The organism is Coprococcus hominis (ex Arizal et al. 2022) (genome assembly GCF_040094675.1).
Taxonomy (GTDB): Bacteria; Bacillota; Clostridia; order Lachnospirales; family Lachnospiraceae; genus Coprococcus_C; species Coprococcus_C hominis.
Genome location: NZ_JBBNHG010000031.1, coordinates 552668 through 575245 on the forward strand (window position 1 = coordinate 552668; position 22578 = coordinate 575245).

The 22578-nt window shown below is 45.2% G+C and carries 19 protein-coding genes and 1 riboswitch; of the genes, 2 read left to right on the forward strand and 17 right to left on the reverse strand.

The window, feature by feature from the left end; genetic code table 11:
* The 4 genes from queE to AAAT93_RS08095 form a co-directional block, all read right to left on the reverse strand.
* Entirely contained in the window at window positions 1–669 is a 669-nt protein-coding gene (gene queE, locus AAAT93_RS08080) for a putative 7-carboxy-7-deazaguanine synthase QueE (RefSeq protein WP_195540857.1), read from the reverse strand.
* Between the two features lies 1 nt (window position 670).
* Window positions 671–1090: a 6-carboxytetrahydropterin synthase QueD gene (gene queD, locus AAAT93_RS08085; protein ID WP_021984184.1), complete on the reverse strand. Its 420-nt coding sequence runs from the start codon at window positions 1088–1090 to the stop codon at window positions 671–673.
* A 142-nt stretch (window positions 1091–1232) separates the two neighbouring features.
* Entirely contained in the window at window positions 1233–2720 is a 1488-nt protein-coding gene (gene thrC / locus AAAT93_RS08090) for a threonine synthase (RefSeq protein ID WP_021984183.1), read from the reverse strand.
* A 12-nt stretch (window positions 2721–2732) separates the two neighbouring features.
* Window positions 2733–3593 (reverse strand): 3D domain-containing protein, encoded by an 861-nt coding sequence (locus AAAT93_RS08095; RefSeq protein WP_117781267.1) that lies wholly within the window; start codon window positions 3591–3593, stop codon window positions 2733–2735.
* Window positions 3594–3845: 252 nt separating this feature from the next.
* Here AAAT93_RS08095 and AAAT93_RS08100 point away from each other — a divergent pair, with 252 nt between their 5' ends.
* Window positions 3846–4640, forward strand: coding sequence for a hypothetical protein (locus AAAT93_RS08100; protein ID WP_117781266.1), 795 nt, complete (start codon window positions 3846–3848; stop codon window positions 4638–4640).
* Here the strand turns inward: AAAT93_RS08100 and dusB are convergent.
* The 11 genes from dusB to AAAT93_RS08155 all read right to left on the reverse strand — a co-directional run bounded on the left by dusB (window position 4621) and on the right by AAAT93_RS08155 (window position 15731).
* Window positions 4621–5556: a tRNA dihydrouridine synthase DusB gene (gene dusB / locus AAAT93_RS08105; RefSeq protein ID WP_021984180.1), complete on the reverse strand. Its 936-nt coding sequence runs from the start codon at window positions 5554–5556 to the stop codon at window positions 4621–4623. The genes AAAT93_RS08100 and dusB overlap by 20 nt on opposite strands.
* An 11-nt stretch (window positions 5557–5567) precedes the next feature.
* Window positions 5568–6332, reverse strand: a complete 765-nt coding sequence (locus AAAT93_RS08110; RefSeq protein ID WP_021984179.1) for a type III pantothenate kinase — start codon at window positions 6330–6332, stop codon at window positions 5568–5570.
* Window positions 6333–6343: 11 nt separating this feature from the next.
* Window positions 6344–6664, reverse strand: coding sequence for a DUF6145 family protein (locus tag AAAT93_RS08115; protein ID WP_021984178.1), 321 nt, complete (start codon window positions 6662–6664; stop codon window positions 6344–6346).
* A 13-nt stretch (window positions 6665–6677) separates the two neighbouring features.
* Window positions 6678–7433, reverse strand: coding sequence for a 4-hydroxy-tetrahydrodipicolinate reductase (dapB, locus tag AAAT93_RS08120; protein WP_021984177.1), 756 nt, complete (start codon window positions 7431–7433; stop codon window positions 6678–6680).
* A gap of 30 nt (window positions 7434–7463) precedes the next feature.
* Window positions 7464–8354: a 4-hydroxy-tetrahydrodipicolinate synthase gene (gene dapA, locus AAAT93_RS08125; RefSeq protein WP_021984176.1), complete on the reverse strand. Its 891-nt coding sequence runs from the start codon at window positions 8352–8354 to the stop codon at window positions 7464–7466.
* Window positions 8355–8435: 81 nt separating this feature from the next.
* Window positions 8436–8615: riboswitch (Lysine riboswitch) on the reverse strand.
* A 43-nt stretch (window positions 8616–8658) separates the two neighbouring features.
* Window positions 8659–9288 carry a single-stranded DNA-binding protein gene (locus AAAT93_RS08130; protein WP_021984174.1) on the reverse strand — a complete coding sequence of 210 codons (630 nt, stop codon included), beginning with the start codon at window positions 9286–9288 and terminating at the stop codon, window positions 8659–8661.
* A 120-nt stretch (window positions 9289–9408) separates the two neighbouring features.
* On the reverse strand, window positions 9409–10194 hold the full coding sequence (locus AAAT93_RS08135; protein WP_021984173.1) for a TrmH family RNA methyltransferase: 786 nt from the start codon (window positions 10192–10194) through the stop codon (window positions 9409–9411).
* Complete coding sequence (locus tag AAAT93_RS08140; protein ID WP_021984172.1) at window positions 10191–13751, reverse strand: DNA polymerase III subunit alpha; 3561 nt, start codon at window positions 13749–13751, stop codon at window positions 10191–10193. Before AAAT93_RS08140 ends, AAAT93_RS08135 begins: the two co-directional genes overlap by 4 nt.
* Window positions 13752–13759: 8 nt before the next feature.
* Window positions 13760–14368: a DUF5662 family protein gene (locus tag AAAT93_RS08145; protein WP_021984171.1), complete on the reverse strand. Its 609-nt coding sequence runs from the start codon at window positions 14366–14368 to the stop codon at window positions 13760–13762.
* 27 nt (window positions 14369–14395) lie between these two features.
* Window positions 14396–15478: an FAD:protein FMN transferase gene (locus AAAT93_RS08150; protein WP_227572919.1), complete on the reverse strand. Its 1083-nt coding sequence runs from the start codon at window positions 15476–15478 to the stop codon at window positions 14396–14398.
* 1 nt (window position 15479) lies between these two features.
* Window positions 15480–15731 carry a hypothetical protein gene (locus tag AAAT93_RS08155; protein WP_117781264.1) on the reverse strand — a complete coding sequence of 84 codons (252 nt, stop codon included), beginning with the start codon at window positions 15729–15731 and terminating at the stop codon, window positions 15480–15482.
* Window positions 15732–15876: 145 nt separating this feature from the next.
* Between AAAT93_RS08155 and AAAT93_RS08160 the strand changes: the two genes are divergently transcribed.
* Window positions 15877–17802, forward strand: a complete 1926-nt coding sequence (locus tag AAAT93_RS08160; RefSeq protein WP_117781263.1) for an ABC-F family ATP-binding cassette domain-containing protein — start codon at window positions 15877–15879, stop codon at window positions 17800–17802.
* A gap of 1 nt (window position 17803) precedes the next feature.
* Here the strand turns inward: AAAT93_RS08160 and AAAT93_RS08165 are convergent, their stop codons facing one another.
* Together AAAT93_RS08165 and AAAT93_RS08170 are read right to left on the reverse strand one after the other, a co-directional pair.
* Window positions 17804–20083 (reverse strand): EAL domain-containing protein, encoded by a 2280-nt coding sequence (locus AAAT93_RS08165; protein ID WP_117781262.1) that lies wholly within the window; start codon window positions 20081–20083, stop codon window positions 17804–17806.
* An 11-nt stretch (window positions 20084–20094) separates the two neighbouring features.
* Entirely contained in the window at window positions 20095–22389 is a 2295-nt protein-coding gene (locus tag AAAT93_RS08170) for a GGDEF and EAL domain-containing protein (RefSeq protein WP_117781261.1), read from the reverse strand.
* Window positions 22390–22578 lie beyond the last annotated feature (189 nt).

Sequence of the window (22578 nt, forward strand, 5' to 3'; positions counted from 1 at the left end):
TTATACTCCTTTTTTCTCCGGATCCCAGATGTATTTGTGCATCTGTAGCTGTAACCGGACATCCTTCATGTTTTCCTGTATCATGTACTCTACGATCTGTGCCGGTGTGATCGCTGAAAATGCGGAACTCAAATATACGGTTGCCTTCGCACACAGATCATATGTCTCAATGATCTTCTTCGCCGTTTCCAGATCTCTTGTCGACGAAACAACGAATTTCACTGCATCCTGCGGTTTTAACCATGCGTAATTTTCTGTGCGCATAAACTGCTCCATCCCACTGTCTGGAAGCTTATAGTCAAGCGTCATGCAGACATTCTCTGGGCGTGCATCGTATCCGGCAATATCCACGCTTCCGTTCGTCTCGATCTCTACGCGCAGGGCTTTATCCGCTGACAGAAGTGTGATCAACCATTCAATTTCCGGCTGGATCAACGGCTCTCCGCCCGTCAGCGTCACATTTTTCACGCCACAGGATTTGATATACGCATAGATTTCTTCCGCACTCATACTCTTGTATGGCACCTGCGGTTCATTCGCCCATTTCGTATCACAGTATCCACAAGTAAGATTACATCCGGCAAACCGGATAAAGCATGCAAGCTCTCCAGCATGGGTTGCCTCGCCGTTGATACTGACAAACGTTTCTACTACTTTATACTTTCCCATATTACTCCATATATGCGGCACAGTTATTTGGTGTCTCATACACCGTTGCCTTTAAGACATGATAGCCTTTTCCTTTCATCTCGTCATAGAAGAACTTTGCAAAGTTCTCTGCAGTCGGTCGGAACATCACTTCTACAACCTTGAAATGCTCTTCTTCGAGCACATCCAGCGTTCTGCGTTTCAGACTTCCAATCTCCACGATCAGACAATGGTCGAGTGCATCTGCGATGTTCTTCAGATCTGTTTTTAATTTGGAGAAATCCACGATCATACCACGGTTATTTCCTCCCATCTCCAGACTGTTGCTTCCTACCTCGATTTCCACTGTCCAGTGATGTCCATGAATGTTTGAACATTTTCCCTCATAGCCTGCCAGAAAATGTGCACTGTCAAAGCTGGCATTTGTCTTTAATGTATACATACGAAAACTCCCTTCAATAAAAAATGCGGGCGCACAAAGCACCCGCAACATAAACTCTGTCATTTATGGTTTGCCCTAGTTTTGTTTAACGGCAGGATGGTGCGAATGAACTGCCGCGCGTATTCTCAACGCGTCTATGTTATTAAATATTCAAAAACTTCTTTACTTCTGCAAGCATGTCTTCCTTGTCGCAGACGATATCGTGACGAACCTCTGCCTGACGGATGTCTTCGATTGCCTGTGGTACCTTCACGCCAGAAAGCTTATTCAGCTCATCGACAAGTTCGAAATCAGACTGCTTGTCATATGCACTGTCGATTGCATTCATAACGCTTCTCGTAAACTTGTATGGGCTTGCTGTACTTGCGATCACAGTTGGTGTTGTATCGCCAGTCTCCTTCACATACTTGTCATATACCGATGCTGCTACGGCTGTATGGGTATCCATGATGTACTGATCGGACTCATATACACGCTTGATCGTAGCGGCTGTCTCTGCCTCAGATGCATAATTTCCGTAGAAGTCTGCCAACTGCTTCTTCATATCGTCTGTGATCGTGTAAGCACCCTTGCCGTTTAATGCCTGCATCAAAGCCTTGTTCTTCTCTGCATCATTGCCTGCGATACGGTAGATCAGACGCTCCAGATTGCTGGAGATCAGAATATCCATAGAAGGAGAAGTTGTTAAGATGAACTCTCTCTTTCTGTCGTATGTACCTGTACGGAAGAAATCGTACAGAACCTTATTCTCATTCGATGCACAGATAAACTTGTTGATTGGAAGTCCCATCTGCTTTGCATAGAAAGCAGCTAAGATATTTCCGAAGTTTCCGGTTGGAACAACGACATTGATCTTGTCGCCAGCCTTGATCTCTCCATTTGCAACGAGTCTTGTATATGCATATACATAATATACCATCTGTGGTACAAGACGTCCGATATTGATGGAGTTTGCAGAAGAGAACTGATATCCCTTGGATGCCAGATACTCGTTCAACTCCTTGTCAGAGAACATCTTCTTGACGCCTGTCTGTGCGTCATCAAAATTACCTGTGATACCGATGACACATGTATTATCACCCTTCTGGGTTACCATCTGCTTTTCCTGAATTGGGCTTACACCATGCTTTGGATAAAATACGATGATCTTCGTTCCCGGTACATCTGCAAATCCTGCAAGTGCAGCCTTACCTGTATCACCGGAAGTAGCAGTCAGAATCACGATCTCATTCTTCACATCGTTCTTCTTTGCTGAGGTTGTCAGCAGATATGGAAGAATGGAAAGTGCCATATCCTTAAACGCGATTGTTGCGCCATGGAACAGTTCCAGATAATACGCACCTGCCTTATGTACGAGCGGTGCAATCTCCTTTGTATCGAACTTCGAATCATATGCACTGTTGATACAATGACGAAGCTCTTCTTCTGTGAAGTCTGTCAGCATCAGCTTCATAACCTGATATGCAACCTCACGGTAATCCATCTTGGAAAGCTCTTCCAGGCTCTTGTCAAATGCCGGAATTGTATCCGGTACAAATAAGCCACCCTCGTTTGCAAGTCCTTTCAAAATCGCCATAGAAGCGGTCGCTGTCTCTTGTGCATTTCTTGTACTTCTGTAAACCAGTTCCATCTTTTTCTCCTTTTATTCAACTACCAGATAGGCAGAGGTTGTTCTCATGTTAAAGTTCAAAGCTTCCTGATGTGTATTGCAGAACACATCGAAATGATTTCCTGTGATCGCACCACCACGATCCTGTACTTCATAGATCTGTCCATCGATCATGATCTTTGTACCAAACGCAAAATTCTTCGGTGCAGCAATTGTCCATCCGGCTGTCGCACGTGCACCACTTGCTGTGATCGGATTCTCCATATTGCTCCACTTACCACAACAGATTGGACATGGACAGTATGCAGTCAGCAGGTATTCACCCAGATACTGATACTTTCCGTTCGCATCGGCTGGTACATACGTCGGTGTAGAAGCGGTTGTCGTAGTAGTTGTTGTATCGGTCTCTGCGGATGCCACAACGACGGCATTCGGATCGTACTCGCCAATCTCACCCGGTCCGCTATGCACAGCGGTCAATGCCTCCAAAGCCGCCTGATCCCGTTTATCCTGTCTTCTGGCTGTCAGAATCTCATCAATCTGCTGTTCTGCACGCTCTAACTGTGCAAGCTGGTCTGTCTCATAATTTACGTTTACCATATCATTGTAGCTGATTGCAGTACTTGCAAACAGATCTCCTGAAAATGGTTCTTTATCCTTCGTCAGATCTGCAACGGTCATCATAACACCGGTTGCAACCTCACGATTTGCGATCCGGTCTGCCAGTGAGACTGCACAGACAATGACCAATGCAAGTGCCACAGCGCCAGCACCTACATACTTTCCGTATGCCTGCAGGAAACTTTTCATTTTCCCCGGTTCTCTCTGTTTCTTATCCTTTTTTTCTTTGGAATCCATATTCAATTCAATCGTTGCGATTTTACCTGCGTCCATATTGTTCCTATTCTCCTCATGCAATTCCGATTTGGAATTTATGATAAAATTGTTACAAAAAGGTTACATTTACACTTTCATGATTATAATTCAAGAATGCCGTTCGGTCAAGTAATTTCGCGACTTTTTCACGACTTTTTTCGATCGGCAGACTGGACTTTTTCCTGTGCAGCCGTTATACTGATTTTATGTGCGGATTTTGTATTTTTATGGCACATAATATCACGGAAAGGATTTCCCCTCACTCAGATTATGGCAGCTTTACCTGGTATCTATACAGCAACCAAAAAAGATGGCAGCACCTATTACCGTGCTTCCATCACATATCTGAAAAAACATATCAGCCTTGGCAGCTTCGCAACAGAGGAGCTTGCTTCGCGCACCTACAGGGAAGCACGCCTGATCTTGGATCACGCAGAGATCACGCTGTCAGAATACAGCCTGTTTTCCTGCCTTTCCCATGACAAATTCGTATGTCTCATCAACTTCCGCGACAACGGCATTTATTTCAAAACACCGATCTACCTGCGCAGAAAATATTTTGAATACCATATGTCTGCCACAGAGATTCTGAAGTTCGACCGGGATGATCTGTTCTTCTATGCATCTAAGAAAATCCAGAAAAAAGGCGGTTATCTCTTCGTCAGCGACTACGGAAGCCAGTACAGCATCCTGTCCCGCTACGGCATCCGTCCGTTTTCTGTCTACGGCAGAGACTACCGCATGACAAACGGCGATGCACTTGATTTCCGTTATTCCAACATCGAGATCATCAACCAGTATGCCGGCGTCCAGAGAAAAGAATCCGCTTCCGGTCAGGTGCAATACCAGACTAAAATCCACGTAAATGGCGATTTCATCGTCGGCACTTACGCAGACGAGATTTCCGCTGCCATCGCATACAACAAAGCGGCGGACACACTCGCAGCACATGGAATCAGTAAGGCATACGCCAGAAATTACATTGTCTCCATGACAAACGAGCAGTATCACACCGCTTATACTTCGATTTCTATCTCCAAAAAGCTTACAGCGCCTGCACCATAGCCGCAAGTGCATCGTAGGTTTCCACCATATTGATCTTCGCGCGCAGCTTCGCCGAATCCGGCATGCCCTGCGTGTACCAAGCCACATGCTTACGCATCTCATGTATCCCGGTGAATTCCCCTTTGTATTCCACCATCAAAGACGCATGGCGCAGCATCATCGCTTTCCGTTCTTCCACACTCGGCTTTTCCAGATGTTCTCCGGTTTTCAGGAAATGACTGATATCCTGAAAGATCCAAGGATTTCCTTTCGCCGCCCTTCCGATCATCACACTGTCACAGCCCGTCTGTGCCCGCATTGCAAGCACATCCTCCGCACAGGTAATGTCACCGTTGCCAATTACCGGCACAGACACTGCTTCTTTGACCTGCCGGATCACATCCCAGTCTGCCTGTCCGTGATAATACTGTTCTCTTGTTCTTCCATGCACCGCGATTGCAGAAACGCCTGCCTGCTCCGCGATCCGTGCCACCTCCAGCGCATTGATATGCTCTGCATCAAAGCCTGCCCGGATCTTGATCGTAACTGGAAGCGAAACCGCATGCACCAGTGCATCGACAATATCTCCGATCAATTCTGGCTGTTTCATCAGCGCGGAACCTTCGCCGTTGTTGACGATCTTCGGAACCGGGCATCCCATGTTGACATCGATAAAAGAAAATCCCTTATCCTCCAGTCTTTTTGCCTGTGATGCCATAAGCTCCGGTTCACTGCCAAAGATCTGCACGCCAATTGGCGCTTCCTCCGGTTTTGTCATAAGCAGCGGTCCCGTATTTTTGTTGTTATAATACATGCCCTTGGCACTCACCATCTCCGTGTATACGATATCACAGCCCATCTCTTTGCATAAGAGACGAAATGGCAGGTCACAGATACCTGCCATTGGTGCCAATGCGATTTTACCAGTAAAATCCATCGTTTCGTCCTTTATTGTTTCTCGTAAATTAACTGCAAGCCTTTCAGTGTGAGGTCTGCATCATAATAATCAATACAATCGGTATTCTCTGAAATCAGCTTACCAAGTCCGCCAGTTGCCACAACCTTGATGTTATCCAGTCCGGACTCTTCCTTGATCCTGCGGATAATATACTCAGTCTGACCAACATAGCCATAGAATACACCTGCCTGCATACTGCTGACTGTATCCTTTGCCAGAATCGTATCTGGTCTCTTGATTTCGATTTCTGGAAGCTTTGCAGTCCCGGACCAGAGTGCTGCTGCCGCCAGTCGGATTCCCGGCGATGTCGCCCCCGAATGGAACACGCCACCTTCCAATACCAGATCATGCGTCGTTGCAGTTCCAAAATCTACAACGATTACCGGGCCGCCATACAACTCATACGCAGCCACTGCATCGACCAGACGGTCGGCACCCAGTGTCTTTGGTTCCGGAATTGCAATATTGATTCCAGTCTTGATGCCTGGTGCAACAATAATCGGCTGAATGTTCAGATACTTGATGATACCACTCGTCAGAGAGTGCATAACCTTCGGTACAACGGACGCGATAATAACCGCATCGATCTCTGAAACATGTATATCCCGTACCCGAAGCCAATCCACAAAATACACGCCATACTCATCCGATGTACGTGCCGTACCAGTTGTGATACGGAACGTCTTGATCAGCTTTTTTCCATCAAACAGTCCTACTGTAATATTCGTATTTCCAACGTCTACTGCAAATAACATATATCTTCCCCTTAGCTAAGGAAAAATGTCTGAAAATACAGCTCCAGCTGTTCAAACAATTCCTTCTTTTCCTTTCTGATCTGCTTGATTTTTAAACCACAGCCAATCTCGTCGTACAGGATATCTTCCTCTGCCGCGTCAGTGACAATATTCAGGTTTCCCATACTGTCAAACACAAGCATAATGATTCCACCAACATCTTCTGTGAACAACGTGCACAGAATCCGAAGCTCTTTTTTAACCTCAGTCGGCAGATTGTCAAAATCTTCATTCAAATAATACTTCTGCGTGTACTTTGAAGCACTGCACAAAATAATTTCATCCTGATACATAATCGTTCCTCGCTTATCCAATCACATCTGCCATATCATAAAAGCCTGCCGGCTTTCCTGCCAGAAACTTTGCTGCTTCCACTGCGCCCTTGGCAAATACAGACTTCGAATAAGCCGTATGCTTAAACTCGATCACTTCGTCCACACCTGCAAAAATCACCTCATGCTCACCGACGATCGTTCCGCCACGTACCGCAGAGATACCAAGTTCTTTCTTGTCACGCTTCTTTCTTACCTGCGAACGGTCATAGACATACTCATACGCATTGTCTCTGGCGTCGTTGATCGCATCGGCAAGTGCCAGTGCTGTTCCCGATGGTGCATCCACTTTCTGATTATGATGCTTCTCTACGATCTCAATATCATAACCGGCTGGTGCAAATACATTTGCTGCATCCTTCAGGAGCTTCATCAACGTATTGATACCCAGACTCATGTTGGCAGACTTCAAGATTGCTACCTTCTCAGAGCAAAGAGATACCTTGTTGAGCTGCTCCGGGGAAAGTCCGGTCGTACAAAGTACAACTGGAACCTGCTTATCAACTGCATAATCAAGCAGCTTATCAACCGCAACGGCTGCTGCAAAATCAATAATCACATCTGCCTTGACATCACATGCGTTGATATCTGTAAATACCGGATATCCGTTTTCTCTATTATCTACGACATCAATGCCGGCAACGATCTCCACATCCGGATCTTCCTTGCAAAGTCCTGTGATGACCTGCCCCATCTTACCGTTACAACCATGCATAATCACACGAATCATTTGTTTTTCCTCCCGGTCTGTCTATCTGTATTACTGGATTTTTACACCAAATCCTGTCATTGCTTTCTTTAACTGCTCTGTATGCTCTGGCTCAAGCTCTGTCAGTGGCATACGAAGGTTGCCTTCGCAAAGTCCCATCAGTTCCACTGCCTTCTTGACAGGGATTGGGTTTACCTCACAGAACAGTGCCTCACACAGAGGAATTGCCTTGATCTGAATCTCTCTGGCTCCAACCACATCACCATCTAAGTACTTCTGTACCATATCATGTGTCTCCTTCGGAGCTACATTTGCAAGTACAGAAATCACGCCCTTTCCACCAAGGGACAGGATTGGCATAACCTGATCATCATTTCCAGAATATACATCGAGGCATCCATCTGCCAGGCTTACCAGACGTGCAACCTGTGACAGATTGCCAGTTGCCTCCTTGATCGCTACGATATTTTTTACATTCTTAGCCAGATATACGGCTGTCTCCGGCTGGATGTTCGTACCGGTTCTGCTTGGTACGTTGTACATGATAATTGGAAGTGTCACGCTGTTTGCAACGGCTGTGTAATGTGCGATCAGACCTTTCTGTGTTGCCTTGTTGTAATATGGTGTTACAACAAGCAGACCATCCACGCCATACTTCTCTGCTTCCTGAGACAGATAAATAGCTGTCTCTGTACAATTTGAACCTGTTCCTGCAACAACCGGAATACGCTTGTTGACAACCTCTGCACAGAAACGAATACAGTCAAGATGCTCTTCATGGGATAAGGTTGAAGACTCACCTGTCGTTCCGCATACAACGATACAGTCGGTTCCACCAGCGATCTGATACTCGATCACGTCACGGAACTTATCATAATCCACCGAACCATCCTTCTTAAATGGTGTTACAATCGCAACTGCTGAACCTGTAAAAATTGACATCTTTCTCTTCCTCCTAAATAATTATAAGGTATAACCATAAATAAAGCTGGCACCCGATAAAGTGCCAGCTTGAAATGTCTCAATTCCGGTAGCGCTCCATCTGCATGCTTACAAATGACAGTCATACAATTCTTCATTGCACAACCAGGATTCCAGTGCTTAGACATCTGTCGTCCTTCGGCGGTTTCCCCTTTTCCATGCGATCCACTGCTCTAAGTCATCCCGCAAAGTACTCTTGAATTCCGCACCTCTACTCAATCAAAATCAAGGATAGTATATCATCGTTATACAGGTCTGTCAATCATTATTCCAAACATTCCATCTTGCTGACTGACACCTCGTATGCGACCTTATTGACTATCTCATCATTTCCTATTTTTTTCTGATATTCCCGGCTCTGGATACGTCCCCAGATTGCCACATGCTCACCAACTGCGAGCTTTCCTGCAAATCTGGCATTTCTGCCCCAGCAGATACAAGGAATATAATCTGATTTTCCGTATGCCCGGTTCACAGCGAGCAGAATATCTGCAATCTCTCTGCCAAGCGGCGTCATACGGTAGATCGGCTCTTTGCATATGTATCCGTCTAAGTATATCTGGTTCGGTTTGTTCTCCTTGTCATCCACCGCGTCGATCACCTCGATCTCACGTACAAACACAGACAGGATCAAACGGTTCTTGTTCTCCTCGTGCTTGTTGTACGACCGGAACTGTCCCTTCGCCAGTACCTTTTCCCCGATGTGGGATTTTTCTACATCAAACAGGCGATCGGAAACCATCAAAGGAATCACGTCATGCGCATCGCTTAATCTGCTGACTACCAGATCCACCATATAGAATCCCTCTCCGAATATCTCATGGCTGAATCGGAAATCTGATACGATTTCTCCTGCTACTACCACCTGATTGTTGTTCAAAATCTTCTCTGTCATATTTTTTCCTCCCTCTTGTCAATGTTCACAGCCTCATTTATATCCCCATATAAACTGTGAATTTTTAATATTGTACATTTACAATATATGCGTGCCTATATTGTAATATTCCAAACTTTTTCATTTTTTTCCTGTGCTTCGCTGTCGCAATACCTCGTATGCGATCACCGCGGTCGAAATCGCTGCATTTAACGACTCCACCTGTCCGCACATCGGAATCCGGATCAGATCATCCGCTTTTGCGCTGATTTCATCGGACAGACCATTTCCTTCGTTTCCGATCAGAAATGCACAGCCACCGGTAAAATCTTTCTCATAGAAGGTTGCCCCATCCAGATGCGCCCCATAAACCGGGATTCCACGTGTTTTCACGCGATCGATCGTCGCTGCCAGATCCTCGGCTACGGCAATTGGCATCCGGAAGATCGATCCCATCGTAGAACGGATCACCTTCGGGTTGTAGATGTCGACCGTATCTGCACTCAGGATAATACCCGTCACCCCAGCACCCTCTGCGGTTCGTATAATGGTACCAAGATTTCCCGGGTCCTGCAGTCGTTCGATAATCAGAAGAAACGGTGCCGCATCACCTGCAAATAAATCATCCTCCGTTGTGGCTGTCTGATATACCTCCGCCAGAATTCCCTGCGGCGTGTTTGTATCCGACATACTCTGGAAAACCGAATCCCTGACAATTTCCACCTCTGCCGGTATCTGGTTGCAGATATCTGCGAATTTGTCTGTCATGCTTTCCGCCACATAAAGTGTCTTGACCGCATCTGCCGGAATCTCCCGCACCATGCGGATGCCCTCCACGATATAAAGTCCGGTCTCTTTGCGCCGGCTGGCGGATTTGATCAGCTTTTTTATTTCTTTGATTTTGTCGTTTGACGCTGACGTTATCACGATTTTTCTCCGTTTCCTTTCTTATCTAAGAGAATGACATTCGCCTCTCCATATGTCTGTTTCAATTTCTCTACCAGAGTCTCACTGGCATCGACCCGGTATAAATCCGGTAACTGCTTGAGCTTGATATTTTGCTCCTGTCCTTCTCCGGCTGGTTTGATCAGTACCTTCACGACCACCCGGCCCGGATACTGCCGGAGCGTCGCATAGAGTGCCTGCTCCTGCTGCATATAGGTCTCTAATTCTGTGAAGCGCAGCCACAGTTCCTTACCGGCTGCTATACGTTCCTGCCGTATCTCGTCGAAGGTTGTCATCTTTGAGAAGAGCAGCTTGCCGCCCCGCTCATCGACCGATGCATTTCCTTTGATCAGCACCTTCGCATCCTTCACAAACCGGTCTTTATTCTGCCGGTAATCTCTGGCGAACACGACAACCTCAACCGAACCATACAGATCCTCCACAGTAAGGAATGCCATCTCATCGCCGTTTCGTGTTGTCTTCTTCGTAATCTCCGTGAGCAGACCGCCAATCGTGTAGCTGGATTTATCCACGACACATTCACGCTCTTCGAACTCCATCTCCGTTCCGGCATTCTCGTCCTCCTCGGTATCTGCCAGAAATGCCGTCGACTTCGCGGTTGTGTATTCTTCTATAATATCCAGATCATCCTCCAGCGGATGTCCACTGACATAGATACCCAGAATCTCCTTTTCCTTTGCAAGCAGCTCATCCTTCGGGTATTCCTCCACATCCGGATAGCGCACCTGAAATTCCGTCTTTTCTTCCTCTCCAAGGAAATCCATCAGCGACATCTGTCCACTCATGGCATTTTTCTTTTCTTTCGCCGTCTGCTCTAACACAGCCGGATACACCATCATCATCTGATGGCGGTTATAGCCGAAGCTGTCAAACGCTCCTGCTAAAATAAAGCTCTCGATCGTCCGCTTGTTTGCTTCCTTCCCAGAAAGTCTCGTACAGAAATCCTCTAAGCTTGTAAATGGACCGTTCGCAACAACCTCCTGGTGCACGACTTCTGTCACACCGTCTCCGATACTTCTTAATCCTGACAAGCCAAACCGGATCGCATTTCCATCGACAAGGAAATCTCCGCTTCCTTTGTTGATATCCGGCGGCAGGATTTTGATGCCAAGCGATTTACACGTCTGGATATAACTGCTCATCTTCTCCGTATTTTCACGGACAGACGAGATCAGCGCTGCCATGTATTCAACCGGATAATAGATCTTTAAATATGCGGTCTGATATGCGACCACCGCATACACTGCCGCATGCGACTTGTTAAATGCATAGTTCGCAAAATCGACCATATCGTCGAAGATTTTATTGGCGACGGATTCCTGGATACCGTTTTTGACACAGCCCGGCACGTTTAACTCCTCGTTACCATATACAAAATACTGCCGCTCTTTGTCCATGACGTCCGCTTTTTTCTTCGCCATCGCACGGCGTACCAGATCCGAACGTCCCATCGAATATCCGGCAAGCTCCATTACGATCTGCATAACCTGCTCCTGATATACCATACATCCGTATGTTGATTTCAGGATCTTCTCCAGCTTCGGTGTATCATAGACGATACTTTCTGGATGCTCACGGTTCGCTAAGTACTTCGGAATGAAATCCATCGGTCCCGGACGATACAGCGAGATTCCGGCAATAATTTCATCCAGATTCTTCGGCTTCAACTGCTTCATGAAAGACTTCATACCGGCACTTTCCAACTGGAACACGCCGTCGGTCTTTCCTTCTGATAACAGCTCATAGACTGCCGGATCACTCATATCCAATTCCGACATATTGAGCTTCACACCATGATTTTCTTCAATCCGGTCTAACGCGTCCTTGATGACAGTCAGATTCCGCAATGCCAGAAAGTCCATCTTCAAAAGCCCCAGCTCTTCCACCGGGTCTTTCTCATACTGGCAGACAATACCACCATCCACGCTCCGTGCGAGCGGTACATATTCCTCGATTGGCTTCTGACCGATGATAACGCCTGCGGGATGTACACCCGTATGCCGTTGCAGACCTTCGAGCTTCATTGCCATGTCAAGCAGCTTTGTTACATCCGGTTCATTCTCATACATTTCCTTCAGGTCTGGACTTACTTTCAAAGCCACCGGAAGAGTGACATCTTTTACGCCCGGAACCTTGTTCGGAATTGCCTTTGCAACCTTATCACACAGACTATATGGAAGTGCCATCGCACGACCGACGTCGCGCACACACATCTTTGCTGCCATCGTACCGAAAGTGACAATCTGGACAACCTTTTCCTTGCCGTATTTCTGTACGACGTAATCAATGACTTCCTGTCTTCGGTTGACACAGAAATCAATATCAATATCTGGCATCGATACACGTTCCGGATTCAGGAATCGTTCAAACAGCAGATCGTACCGAAGCGGCTCGATATCCGTAATATACAGACAATAGGATACAATTGATCCGGCAGCAGAGCCTCTGCCCGGTCCAACCGGAATATCATGACTTTTCGCGTAATTGACAAAATCCCACACAATCAGGAAATAATCAACAAAGCCCATCTGTTTAATCATGTCAAGCTCATAATGCAGACGGTTCTTTACCTCATCTGTGACCTCTGGATACCGCTTTTTCGCGCCCTCCTCACAGAGCATCGTCAGATACGAGAAGGAATCATACCCCTCCGGCACATCGTATTTTGGAAGCTTCCGCTCACCAAATACGATCTCGACATTACACATATCTGCGATCTTGTTCGTATTCTCCAATGCTTCCTTTGCATATGGGAACAGCGCCTCCATCTCCTCCGGAGATTTCAGATAGAACTGTCCTTCCTCATAGCGCATACGATCTTCGTCATTGACCGTCTTTCCCGTCTGGATACAGAGCAGAATATCATGTGCCTCCCAGTCCTCTTTGTTGATATAATGGGAATCGTTCGTAACAACCATCGGGATGCCGGTTTCTTTGGACAACCGCATCACGCCCATATTGACGGTACGCTGATCCGGGATGCCATGATCCTGCATCTCCAGATAATAATTGCCCTCGCCAAAGATCTTCAGATGACGCAATGCTGCTTCTTTTGCTTTCTCATACTGCTCCTGACGCAAGTCAGTCGCAACCTCACCAGCCAGGCATGCCGAAAGTGCAATGATACCCTCATGGTATTTCTCCAGCACCTCCATGTCCACACGCGGTTTATAATAATAGCCCTCCGTGTAGCCACGTGTCACGATCTTACAGAGGTTGTGGTATCCCTCGTTGTTTTTTGCAAGCAGAACGAGATGGTAATACCGGTTTTCTCCCTTTACCACCTCACGGTCAAACCTGGAACCCGGTGCCACATACACCTCACAGCCGATGATCGGCTTGATTCCATTTGCCTTACATGTCTTATAAAATTCGATCACGCCATACATCGCACCGTGGTCTGTGATTGCCAGCGCATCCATGCCAAGTTCTTTCGCACGCGGAACCAGCTCCTTGATCTTTGCCGAGCCGTCCAACAGACTGTACTGCGTATGCACATGTAAATGTGTAAATTTCATCTTATCTCCTAGTAATCTTCTCCATACGGAAACAAATATTTCAAAAATGGCAGATACTTCGCAAGCTTCTTCCGACGCAGCGGAATCACCTCATAATTATGAATATAACGAAAGGTATAAGCCTCGCCCTTTCTCGCAAGCATATTCAGATACTTCTCCAGAAGCTTCGCGGAATCCGGATGCAGCAGACGTCTCGATCTGCCATTCATATAATAATCGAGTGGCTGCTTCTCATAATAATTTTCCTTGTTGTAAATCTTGCAGGCTGCCACACGGTCACAGAACATCTCAATCACATATTCCTTCGGCATCTTACAGCCAACCAGCAAATGTTTTGTATCGCTTCTGTCAACATTGTAATCCACCCAGTACTCCAGATGGTGTTTGTTTCTTCCCTTGTGGTGCAGCCACGAAGAGGTGTATCCCTTATCCTCACGCTCTGCATCGTTCGGGCTGCGGTTTCCCTGATAGTATTTCGCGCCCATCGAAAACTCCGTCCATGAATATTTGGACAGGTCGTGCAACAGTCCCTGCTTATACAATCCAACCGCAAAGCAATGCCGCATCACCATAATCTTATGTGCAGTAATCGTCTTTAAATGTTCCAGCCACTTCATTTTTAACATCTCTTTTCGCCTTCTATTTTATTTCTGTGCAGCCTGTGCCGCATGATACTGTTCTTTCAGTCCATCCGTCACAGTCACCTGATTTTCTTTGTCAATAAATACTGCCTCTGCCTTGTACTTCTGCAACAACGGCAAAGACTTCTCATAGCCAAGCACATAGCATGCCGTCGACAATGCATCGCTGTACAAGCCATTTTGGCATACAACTGTCACCGAAGCAAGTCCTGACTCCGCCGGATATCCGGTTGTACGATTTAAAATATGATGATACCTCGTACCATCCTTCTCGATAAACTTTTCATAATCACCGGAGGTGGATACACAGGTGTTACTGTTCGAAGCAAATTCCAAATAACCGATCATATCCTCTGCGTCACCCTGCGGATCACGGATGCCTACCCGAAATGAACTGCCGTCCTTTTTTGCACCATACACAAGCACGCTTCCGCCGACACTGATCGTTCCGCCGCTTACTGCATCTTCTTTTAATATCTGTTCTGCAATATCCAGTGCGAATCCCTTGCCAACCGCGCCAAGATCTAACACCATATCGGACTTGTCGATCGTCACCGTCTGCGATTCACCAATCGTCACTGCCTCATAGCCTGTCTTTTCAAGCACAGTCTTAATCTCTGTGTCAGTTGGAACCCGGAAATCTTTCTCCGTCGCCGACTCGATATTCCAGAGATTCGCCAGTGGACGGATCGTAATATCCAGTGCGCCCTGGCTGTCCCGGCATATGTTATACGCCTGCGTCAGCGCCAGATACAAGGTATCCGAAACCTCTGCCGCTTCTCCCGCTGTGTATGTGTGGTTCAGCTTATATAAGGCACTGCCCTCCTGCCGCCATGATATCTCCTGCTCATCTAAGTCTTTGATTGCCTGTTCAATCTTTGCATACTCCGTATCCTGTGTCCCATACAGACTGACCGACACTGATGTTCCCATCGCGAAGCTGTACGTCGTCTGTCCATCGGCAGGCTGCCTGTCCTTTGATGTATCCTCCCGTGCATTCCCCCACTGGTACAGTACGATCAAAAGTCCTGCAACTACAAGCATGCCGACCGCAATCACTATTTTTCTACCAATTCCCTGCTGCATATCAATGATGATATCCTTCCATTCGTTTTGTATATTCGTCGAGCTGCTCTTTTAATTTCTTATATTCCTTTTCCTTTAGCTCCCCGGCTGCCTGATATTCAGCCAGCTTTACCTCCGCCTGCTTCCGCGCAGAAATCGCCAGATCCTTGTAGTTGTTCTCCAGATTGATCTGCACTTCATGAAACAGTGCTTCTATCTCTTTTTTTGCCTGACTCGTTTTCCCAAATAACAAAACCTTCACTTCCTTTTTCATGGAAATTCTCAAAACATTTGTTCGCATAATTATATTTTAGTATACCATTTTTTCGTGCTTATTTCAATGTATGATTGAAAGTCCTCCCGCTTTTTGATAAAATGCACTGGTAGAATTTGTTCGAAACACGCAGGAGGAATTTATCATGCTGTTAGCATGCCAGAATATATCAAAAGCATTCGGCACAAAGGAAGTTTTGAAGGATATCAACTTCCATGTCAACGAGAAAGAAAAGATCGCCATTGTCGGTATCAACGGCTCTGGAAAAACGACGCTCCTAAAGATTATCATGGGCGAAGAATCCGCCGACAGCGGACAGGTCGTGATTGCCAAGGATACCACGATTGGGTATCTGTCCCAGCATCAGGATATCTCCTTTGACAACACGATCTATGGCGAAATGCTTGCAACCAAACAGTACATCCTTGATTTAGAGGCGAATATCCGCCGTTTAGAACAGGATATGAAGCATGCAGAAGGCGAAGAATTAGAGAAGATCTTAGAGACCTACAACCGCCTGAGCAGCAAATACGACCGCGACAATGGGTATTCTTATGAGAGTGAGATTACAGGCGTTTTAAAAGGACTCGGTTTTGGTCCGGAGGACTATGACCGCCATATCAATACATTATCCGGTGGTCAGAAGATGCGAATCGCACTGGGACGTCTGCTTCTGACACGCCCGGACATCATCATCCTCGATGAGCCGACAAACCATCTGGACATGCCAAGTATTTCATGGCTCGAGTCTTTCCTGTCCTCTTATCCTGGTAGTGTGATCGTGGTCAGCCATGACCGCTATTTCATTGATCGGATTGCAACGCAGATCGTAGAAATCGACAACAAAAAGGCAACCGTCTACCACGGAAACTACACCTACTTTGCATCCAAGCGCGCAGAGATCCGTGCCAATATGATGAAGGCCTACTTAAACCAGCAGCAGGAAATCAAGCATCAGGAAGCTGTCATCACGAAACTCAAGCAATTTAACCGTGAGAAGTCCATCAAACGTGCGGAAAGCCGTGAAAAGATGTTAGATAAGATTGAAGTCTTAGACAAGCCGACCGAGGTTGCCTCCGAGATGCGGCTCACCTTAGAGCCATCTGTGGAAAGCGGGAATGACGTCTTAACCGTCACGCATCTGGCGAAATCTTTCGGCACAAACTGTCTGTTCCAAGATCTTGACTTTGATATCAAGCGCGGCGAAAAGGTCGCCCTAATTGGCGGAAACGGAACTGGAAAGACCACGATCTTAAAGATGGTCAATCATCTTGTACCGAAGGACGCCGGAACGATTGCCCTTGGCTCGCGCGTACATATCGGCTATTACGACCAGGAGCATCAGGTACTCTCCCTGCATAAGACGATCTTCGAGGAGATCAGCGATGCCTACCCTGATCTGACCAACACAAAAATCCGAAATGTACTGGCAGCCTTTTTATTTACCGGAGACGACGTATTTAAGAAGATTGAAGATTTAAGCGGCGGCGAGCGTGGACGTGTGTCCCTTGCCAAGCTCATGCTCTCCCCTGCCAATTTCTTAATCCTAGATGAGCCGACAAACCATCTGGATATCCAGTCCAAGGGTATCTTGGAGGATGCAATCCGCAGCTATACCGGAACCGTATTTGTTGTCAGTCATGACCGTTATTTCATCAACCGGATTGCAACCCGGATTCTGGAATTAAAGGACGAACAGCTTTACAGCTTTATCGGAAATTACGATTATTACGAAAGTCACAAGGATCAGGTGTACGAGGCGGCTGCACCGAAACAGACGGATACTTCCGCAGACACCGCAACAGCACCTTCTGCCACTCCTTCCGGCAAAGATGATTACAAAAAGCAGAAGGAAGAACAGGCACGACTTCGTAAGAAAGAAAACGATATCAAAAAAACAGAACAAAAAATTGAAGAAACAGAGGCAGCGATTGCGCAGATTGACGAGGAATTCTTAAATCCTGAATACGCAACAAACTCTGCCAAACTCGGCGAGCTATCAAAAAAGCGCGAAGAGCTGGAAGAAACGCTCTCCGCACTTTACGAGACATGGGAAACCCTGCTCGCTTAAGTTAAAAATAAGTTTTCTCGAACTGATTGACCGGCATCGGTTTTGCAAAATAGTAGCCCTGGAACAATGTACATCCAAGCTCCTGCATATACTGAAGCTGGTCTTTTTGTTCGACGCCCTCTGTCACTACATGGATATCCAGCTCCTTTGCCAGATTCAGTACCATTTCCAGAATCATCCGGCTACGCTCCGGATCTTCATTTCTCCGCAGGAATTCCATATCAATCTTGATTGCATCCAGATTCATGTCCTGCAGCATATTCAATGACGAGTATCCACGTCCAAAATCATCCATCACCACACGGAACCCATATGTCCGGAGATCATCGATCAACGCCAGATGTTTATTCGCATCTTTCATGACGGACGTTTCTGTAATCTCCAGACGCAGCTTATCCGGATCAATCTCATAACATTCCACCAGAGTTGTCAGAGTTGTATAAATATCTAAGAAATAAAAATCCTTCGGTGATACATTGACCGATATGTAATACTGCTCTTTTCCCATCGCTTTCCAACGCTGCAACTCCTTACAGGCAAGCTCCCATACATACTGATCCATCGCGCTGATCAGACCGGATTTTTCAAACACATCGACAAACTCCTCCGGCAGCATCATGCCATGCACCGGACGGAACCAGCGCACCAATGCCTCCGCGCCAAGCATCGTTCCCTGCTCATCTACCTGTGGCTGCAAATATAGCCGAAATTCCTGTTTTGCTATTGCAGAGCGAAAATCACTGACCATATGCTGTCGCTCCAGCATCTGTTTTCGCAATTCATCATCATAATATGCAATGGACTGCTGATAATCCCCCTTAATCGATTCAATTGCCAGAAATGCCCTGTCACAGTAGACAGATATCGGTGTTTTGATGTTCCGGATTGGACAGATTCCGGTATAAATCCGTGCGTGGTAAGAATTATTATCTCCAATATGGCTAATCAGATCCAATTCCTCCAAATATCGCTCATGGTTGAGCTTCTCATCGCGCACGCAGACTGCAAATCGATCTGCCGAAAGTCTCGCCAGTACTGTATCGCCCGTCGCCAGATTTCGGAACATGTTTGCCAGAGACCGTAACACCGCGTCGCCACGCTCAATTCCAAACACATCGTTGATGATCTTAAAGTTCTGAATATCCGCACACAGAATGCTATACTTTACATTTGGATTTGCGACGATCTGCTGCTCAACAGTTTCATAAAAATGCTCACGGTTGAACAGACCTGTCAGCGAATCATAATTACTCCTGTAGCGTTCTTCCTCCAGTTTTTTCCGATGTTCTGTTTCATCATGCAGTACATAATAACAACCGATAAAACGGTTGTCTTCATCCCAGATTCCCCGATATCGTGCAGCAAAAAAATTCTGTTTACCATTGATTTCTGTCTCGCCCTGCCAACTGCATTCCTCGATTTCTTCCGGTTTGCGATCACCCTTCCACGACCGGTAATAGTTCTCGATCACACGAGTATCTTTATCTACATGAAATACCTGTCTGGCATACACATTGGCATAGATGCATCGTCCTTTGATATCCATGCAGACAACACCATCTGTGAAATTTTGTACCACCATAACAAGTGTTTTCTCCACCAACCCCTTCGGCACATACTGAAATGTAATATAATAGATGCCGGCAGCGGTAATTCCGTAAAATAACACGGAGTAATCAAACTCCAGGTTGAGCACCTCATAAACAACATTTGTTGCAATCATCAGCAAAAAGCAATACAAAATTGCATAATACTGTTTCACATAAATTCGTGCCGCCTTATAGATTTCATAAGCTAACAGCAGAAATGTCATAACCGCAAACATATACACGAACAACTTGTGATATGAATAAAGCCACGTTCTTGAGGTGACTTTGTAATAATATCCCTCTGCTTTATCTCCGGATAATACAACCGAAAATAACATCTGATTATATACATTAATGCCACACAGAATCCCGTCAATCGCTATCAATATCCCAAGGATTAAACCTCCACGTTTGTTGACAAACGTCTCCTGTGTAAAATCATTAATATAAATAAAAAACAATATCAACAGGAAATCACTGCACCAAAAATACAAGCCATACGACGCCAATGCAACTGTATCATTGATATCCAGAATCGTCATGGCATAAAACAAAATGGTTGATGCAGCTACAGTATGAAGCCGTACCACATCCTTCGCAACCTGTGTCTGTTCTATCTGCTTGATCATAACAATGCGATATACCAACAAAACAATCATAATCAGCATAATCGCTAACATCGCACTCTTCAATCCTATCTCCCCTATCCTTCGGTTGAAATATATTTGTCTTCATAATCCCAAACCGACATTGGTTTTGCAAAATAATATCCTTGAAATACATCGCACCCCATCATGGTTAATGCATCCACCTGTTCCCTGGTTTCTACTCCCTCGGTAACAACCTCCATCCCCAGTCGTTTCGACAAATGAATAACATTGCTTACGATTGACATACTTCGTTCATTATTTCTGGTCTTACGTAAAAATCCCATATCCAGTTTGATTGTATCCATCTTGATATCCTTCAACATATTCAAAGAAGAATATCCGCTTCCAAAATCATCCATCTCCACCTTAAACCCATACTGCCGCAGTTTGTTTACCAGACGGATTACTTTTTTCGTATCCGACATGACTGCCGTTTCCGTGATTTCCAGATGAAGATTCTTCGCTTCGAAGCCATGCTTTTGTACCAGTTGAGTAAACACTTTATAGATATCCATATAATAAAAATCACGTGGTGAAATGTTTACTGACAAATAAAAATCTGCATGTCCCTGTCTGCACCAGTCGCGAAGCTGGATACAGGCTTTCTCCCATATGTAACGATCCAACTCACTGATCAGACCGGTCCGCTCAAACAGCTCAATAAACTCTCCCGGCGGAATCATACCACGCTCTGGATGAATCCAGCGAACCAGTGCTTCTCCACCACGCACAACACCGTCCGCAGATATCTGTGGCTGAATATAAAAGCAGAACTGTCCGCCCTCTAACGCATCATGGAACTGACTGATAATTCCCTGTTCCTTGAGTGCAGTCTCCCGCAGCTCCTTATCATAATAGCTGATACGGTTTGAAACATCATCCTTGATGGTTTTGATTGCCATAATAGCCCGGTCACACATAACTGCAACCGGTGTATTCCTATCGTCTACTTCATAGATTCCCATATACATACGCAGCCTAAAACTGGAATTACCTTCTATATGCTCAATTCGCGAAATCTCCCGTCGAAATATGTTTTCCTGAAATAATTCCTTTGGCAAAAGCAGTGCAAACCGGTCACCTGCCAACCGCCCATAAATACAACCTGCCGGAGTTTTCTGTTTCAGACTTTCTGCCTGTTTTATTAAAATATCATCCCCCTTTTTACTTCCATATACATCGTTCACAATCTTAAAATCACGGATATCACTACAAACAATATAAAACGCCGTATCTGAATTCTCCCGTAACATCTGTTCTGCGCACTCATAAAAATATTCCCGATTATAAATACCTGTCAATGCATCATGGTTTGCCTTATACTGTTCAGATTTCACACGCTCCACTTCTTCCGTTCGGTCATGTAACAAAAAAAAGCTTCCAATCTCGTGATTCTCATATATCATCTTCTTATATTGAAACTGAAAGAAATGTACTTTTCCATCTATTCGAAATTGTTCTTTCCATGCAATATCATGAATATCCCGAAGATTTTTTCCATTCAGCCAGCCCTGCAACTTTTTATCAAGTGCAGAAAGCTCAGACACATGAAGAATCTTCTTTGCCTGTTCATTTGCATGAATGCATTTCCCTTTTACATCATAACAGACAACTCCGTCATCGATAGTCTTAATAAACAAGGCCAGCATTTTTTCTACAAGGCCCGCCGGAATATGAAAGAATGTAAAATAAGTGATTGCACAACATAATGCGGTATATCCGATCAATGAAAAATCGTAAATGAATTCAAACTTGAAAAACATAATATTTGCAATTGCGGTCAATATAAGCGTAATAATGATCGAAGAATAATTTACTTGAAAAATTCTTGGGCATTTTGACCTGCGGACAAGCAGAACAATCAGACATGCCGCAGCAAATGCATAACAAATCAATGTATGAACCCCATACAAGATACCATAGCTTTTTACACCATAATAAACATTACCGAACTGGTCTGTCATCGGAGCCACATGGAATACATTCTGCACTCTAAGATTTGAAAATAACACAATCGCATCTGTAAGCAACAGGATATACGTTACCGGACGCATCCATACTTTATGCCGATAGGTGTCAGCATATACACGACTATAAATAAACAGCAACAACGTCATAAAATCTACACAAAAATAAAAAAGTGCATAAAAAAACAATGCCAGCTTCTCATCGACTGTCATCAACGCCATACCATACAGCATAACCATTCCTGTCTGTGAAAGCAGTAATCCAAACACCGAATTCCGTAAAGCGTTTTTTTCTATCCGTTGTACTGTATATATACAAAATAAGAGGGGAATCAATAAGATAACCAAACTCCCAAAGAATATATATTTCAATATAAACACCCCAAATCATATCATTTCATATTTTAAAAATACTTAATATTATTTTATAAAATTCACTACGTACTGTCAACTTAAATGGCACAAAAAAAAGACCTCATCGGTCTTTTCTTTCTGTACCTTCAGAACTTCATACAAAGATCTTATATCTAACCTCTTAACAAATCATCTTTCCGTTCTCAAAACCTCTAA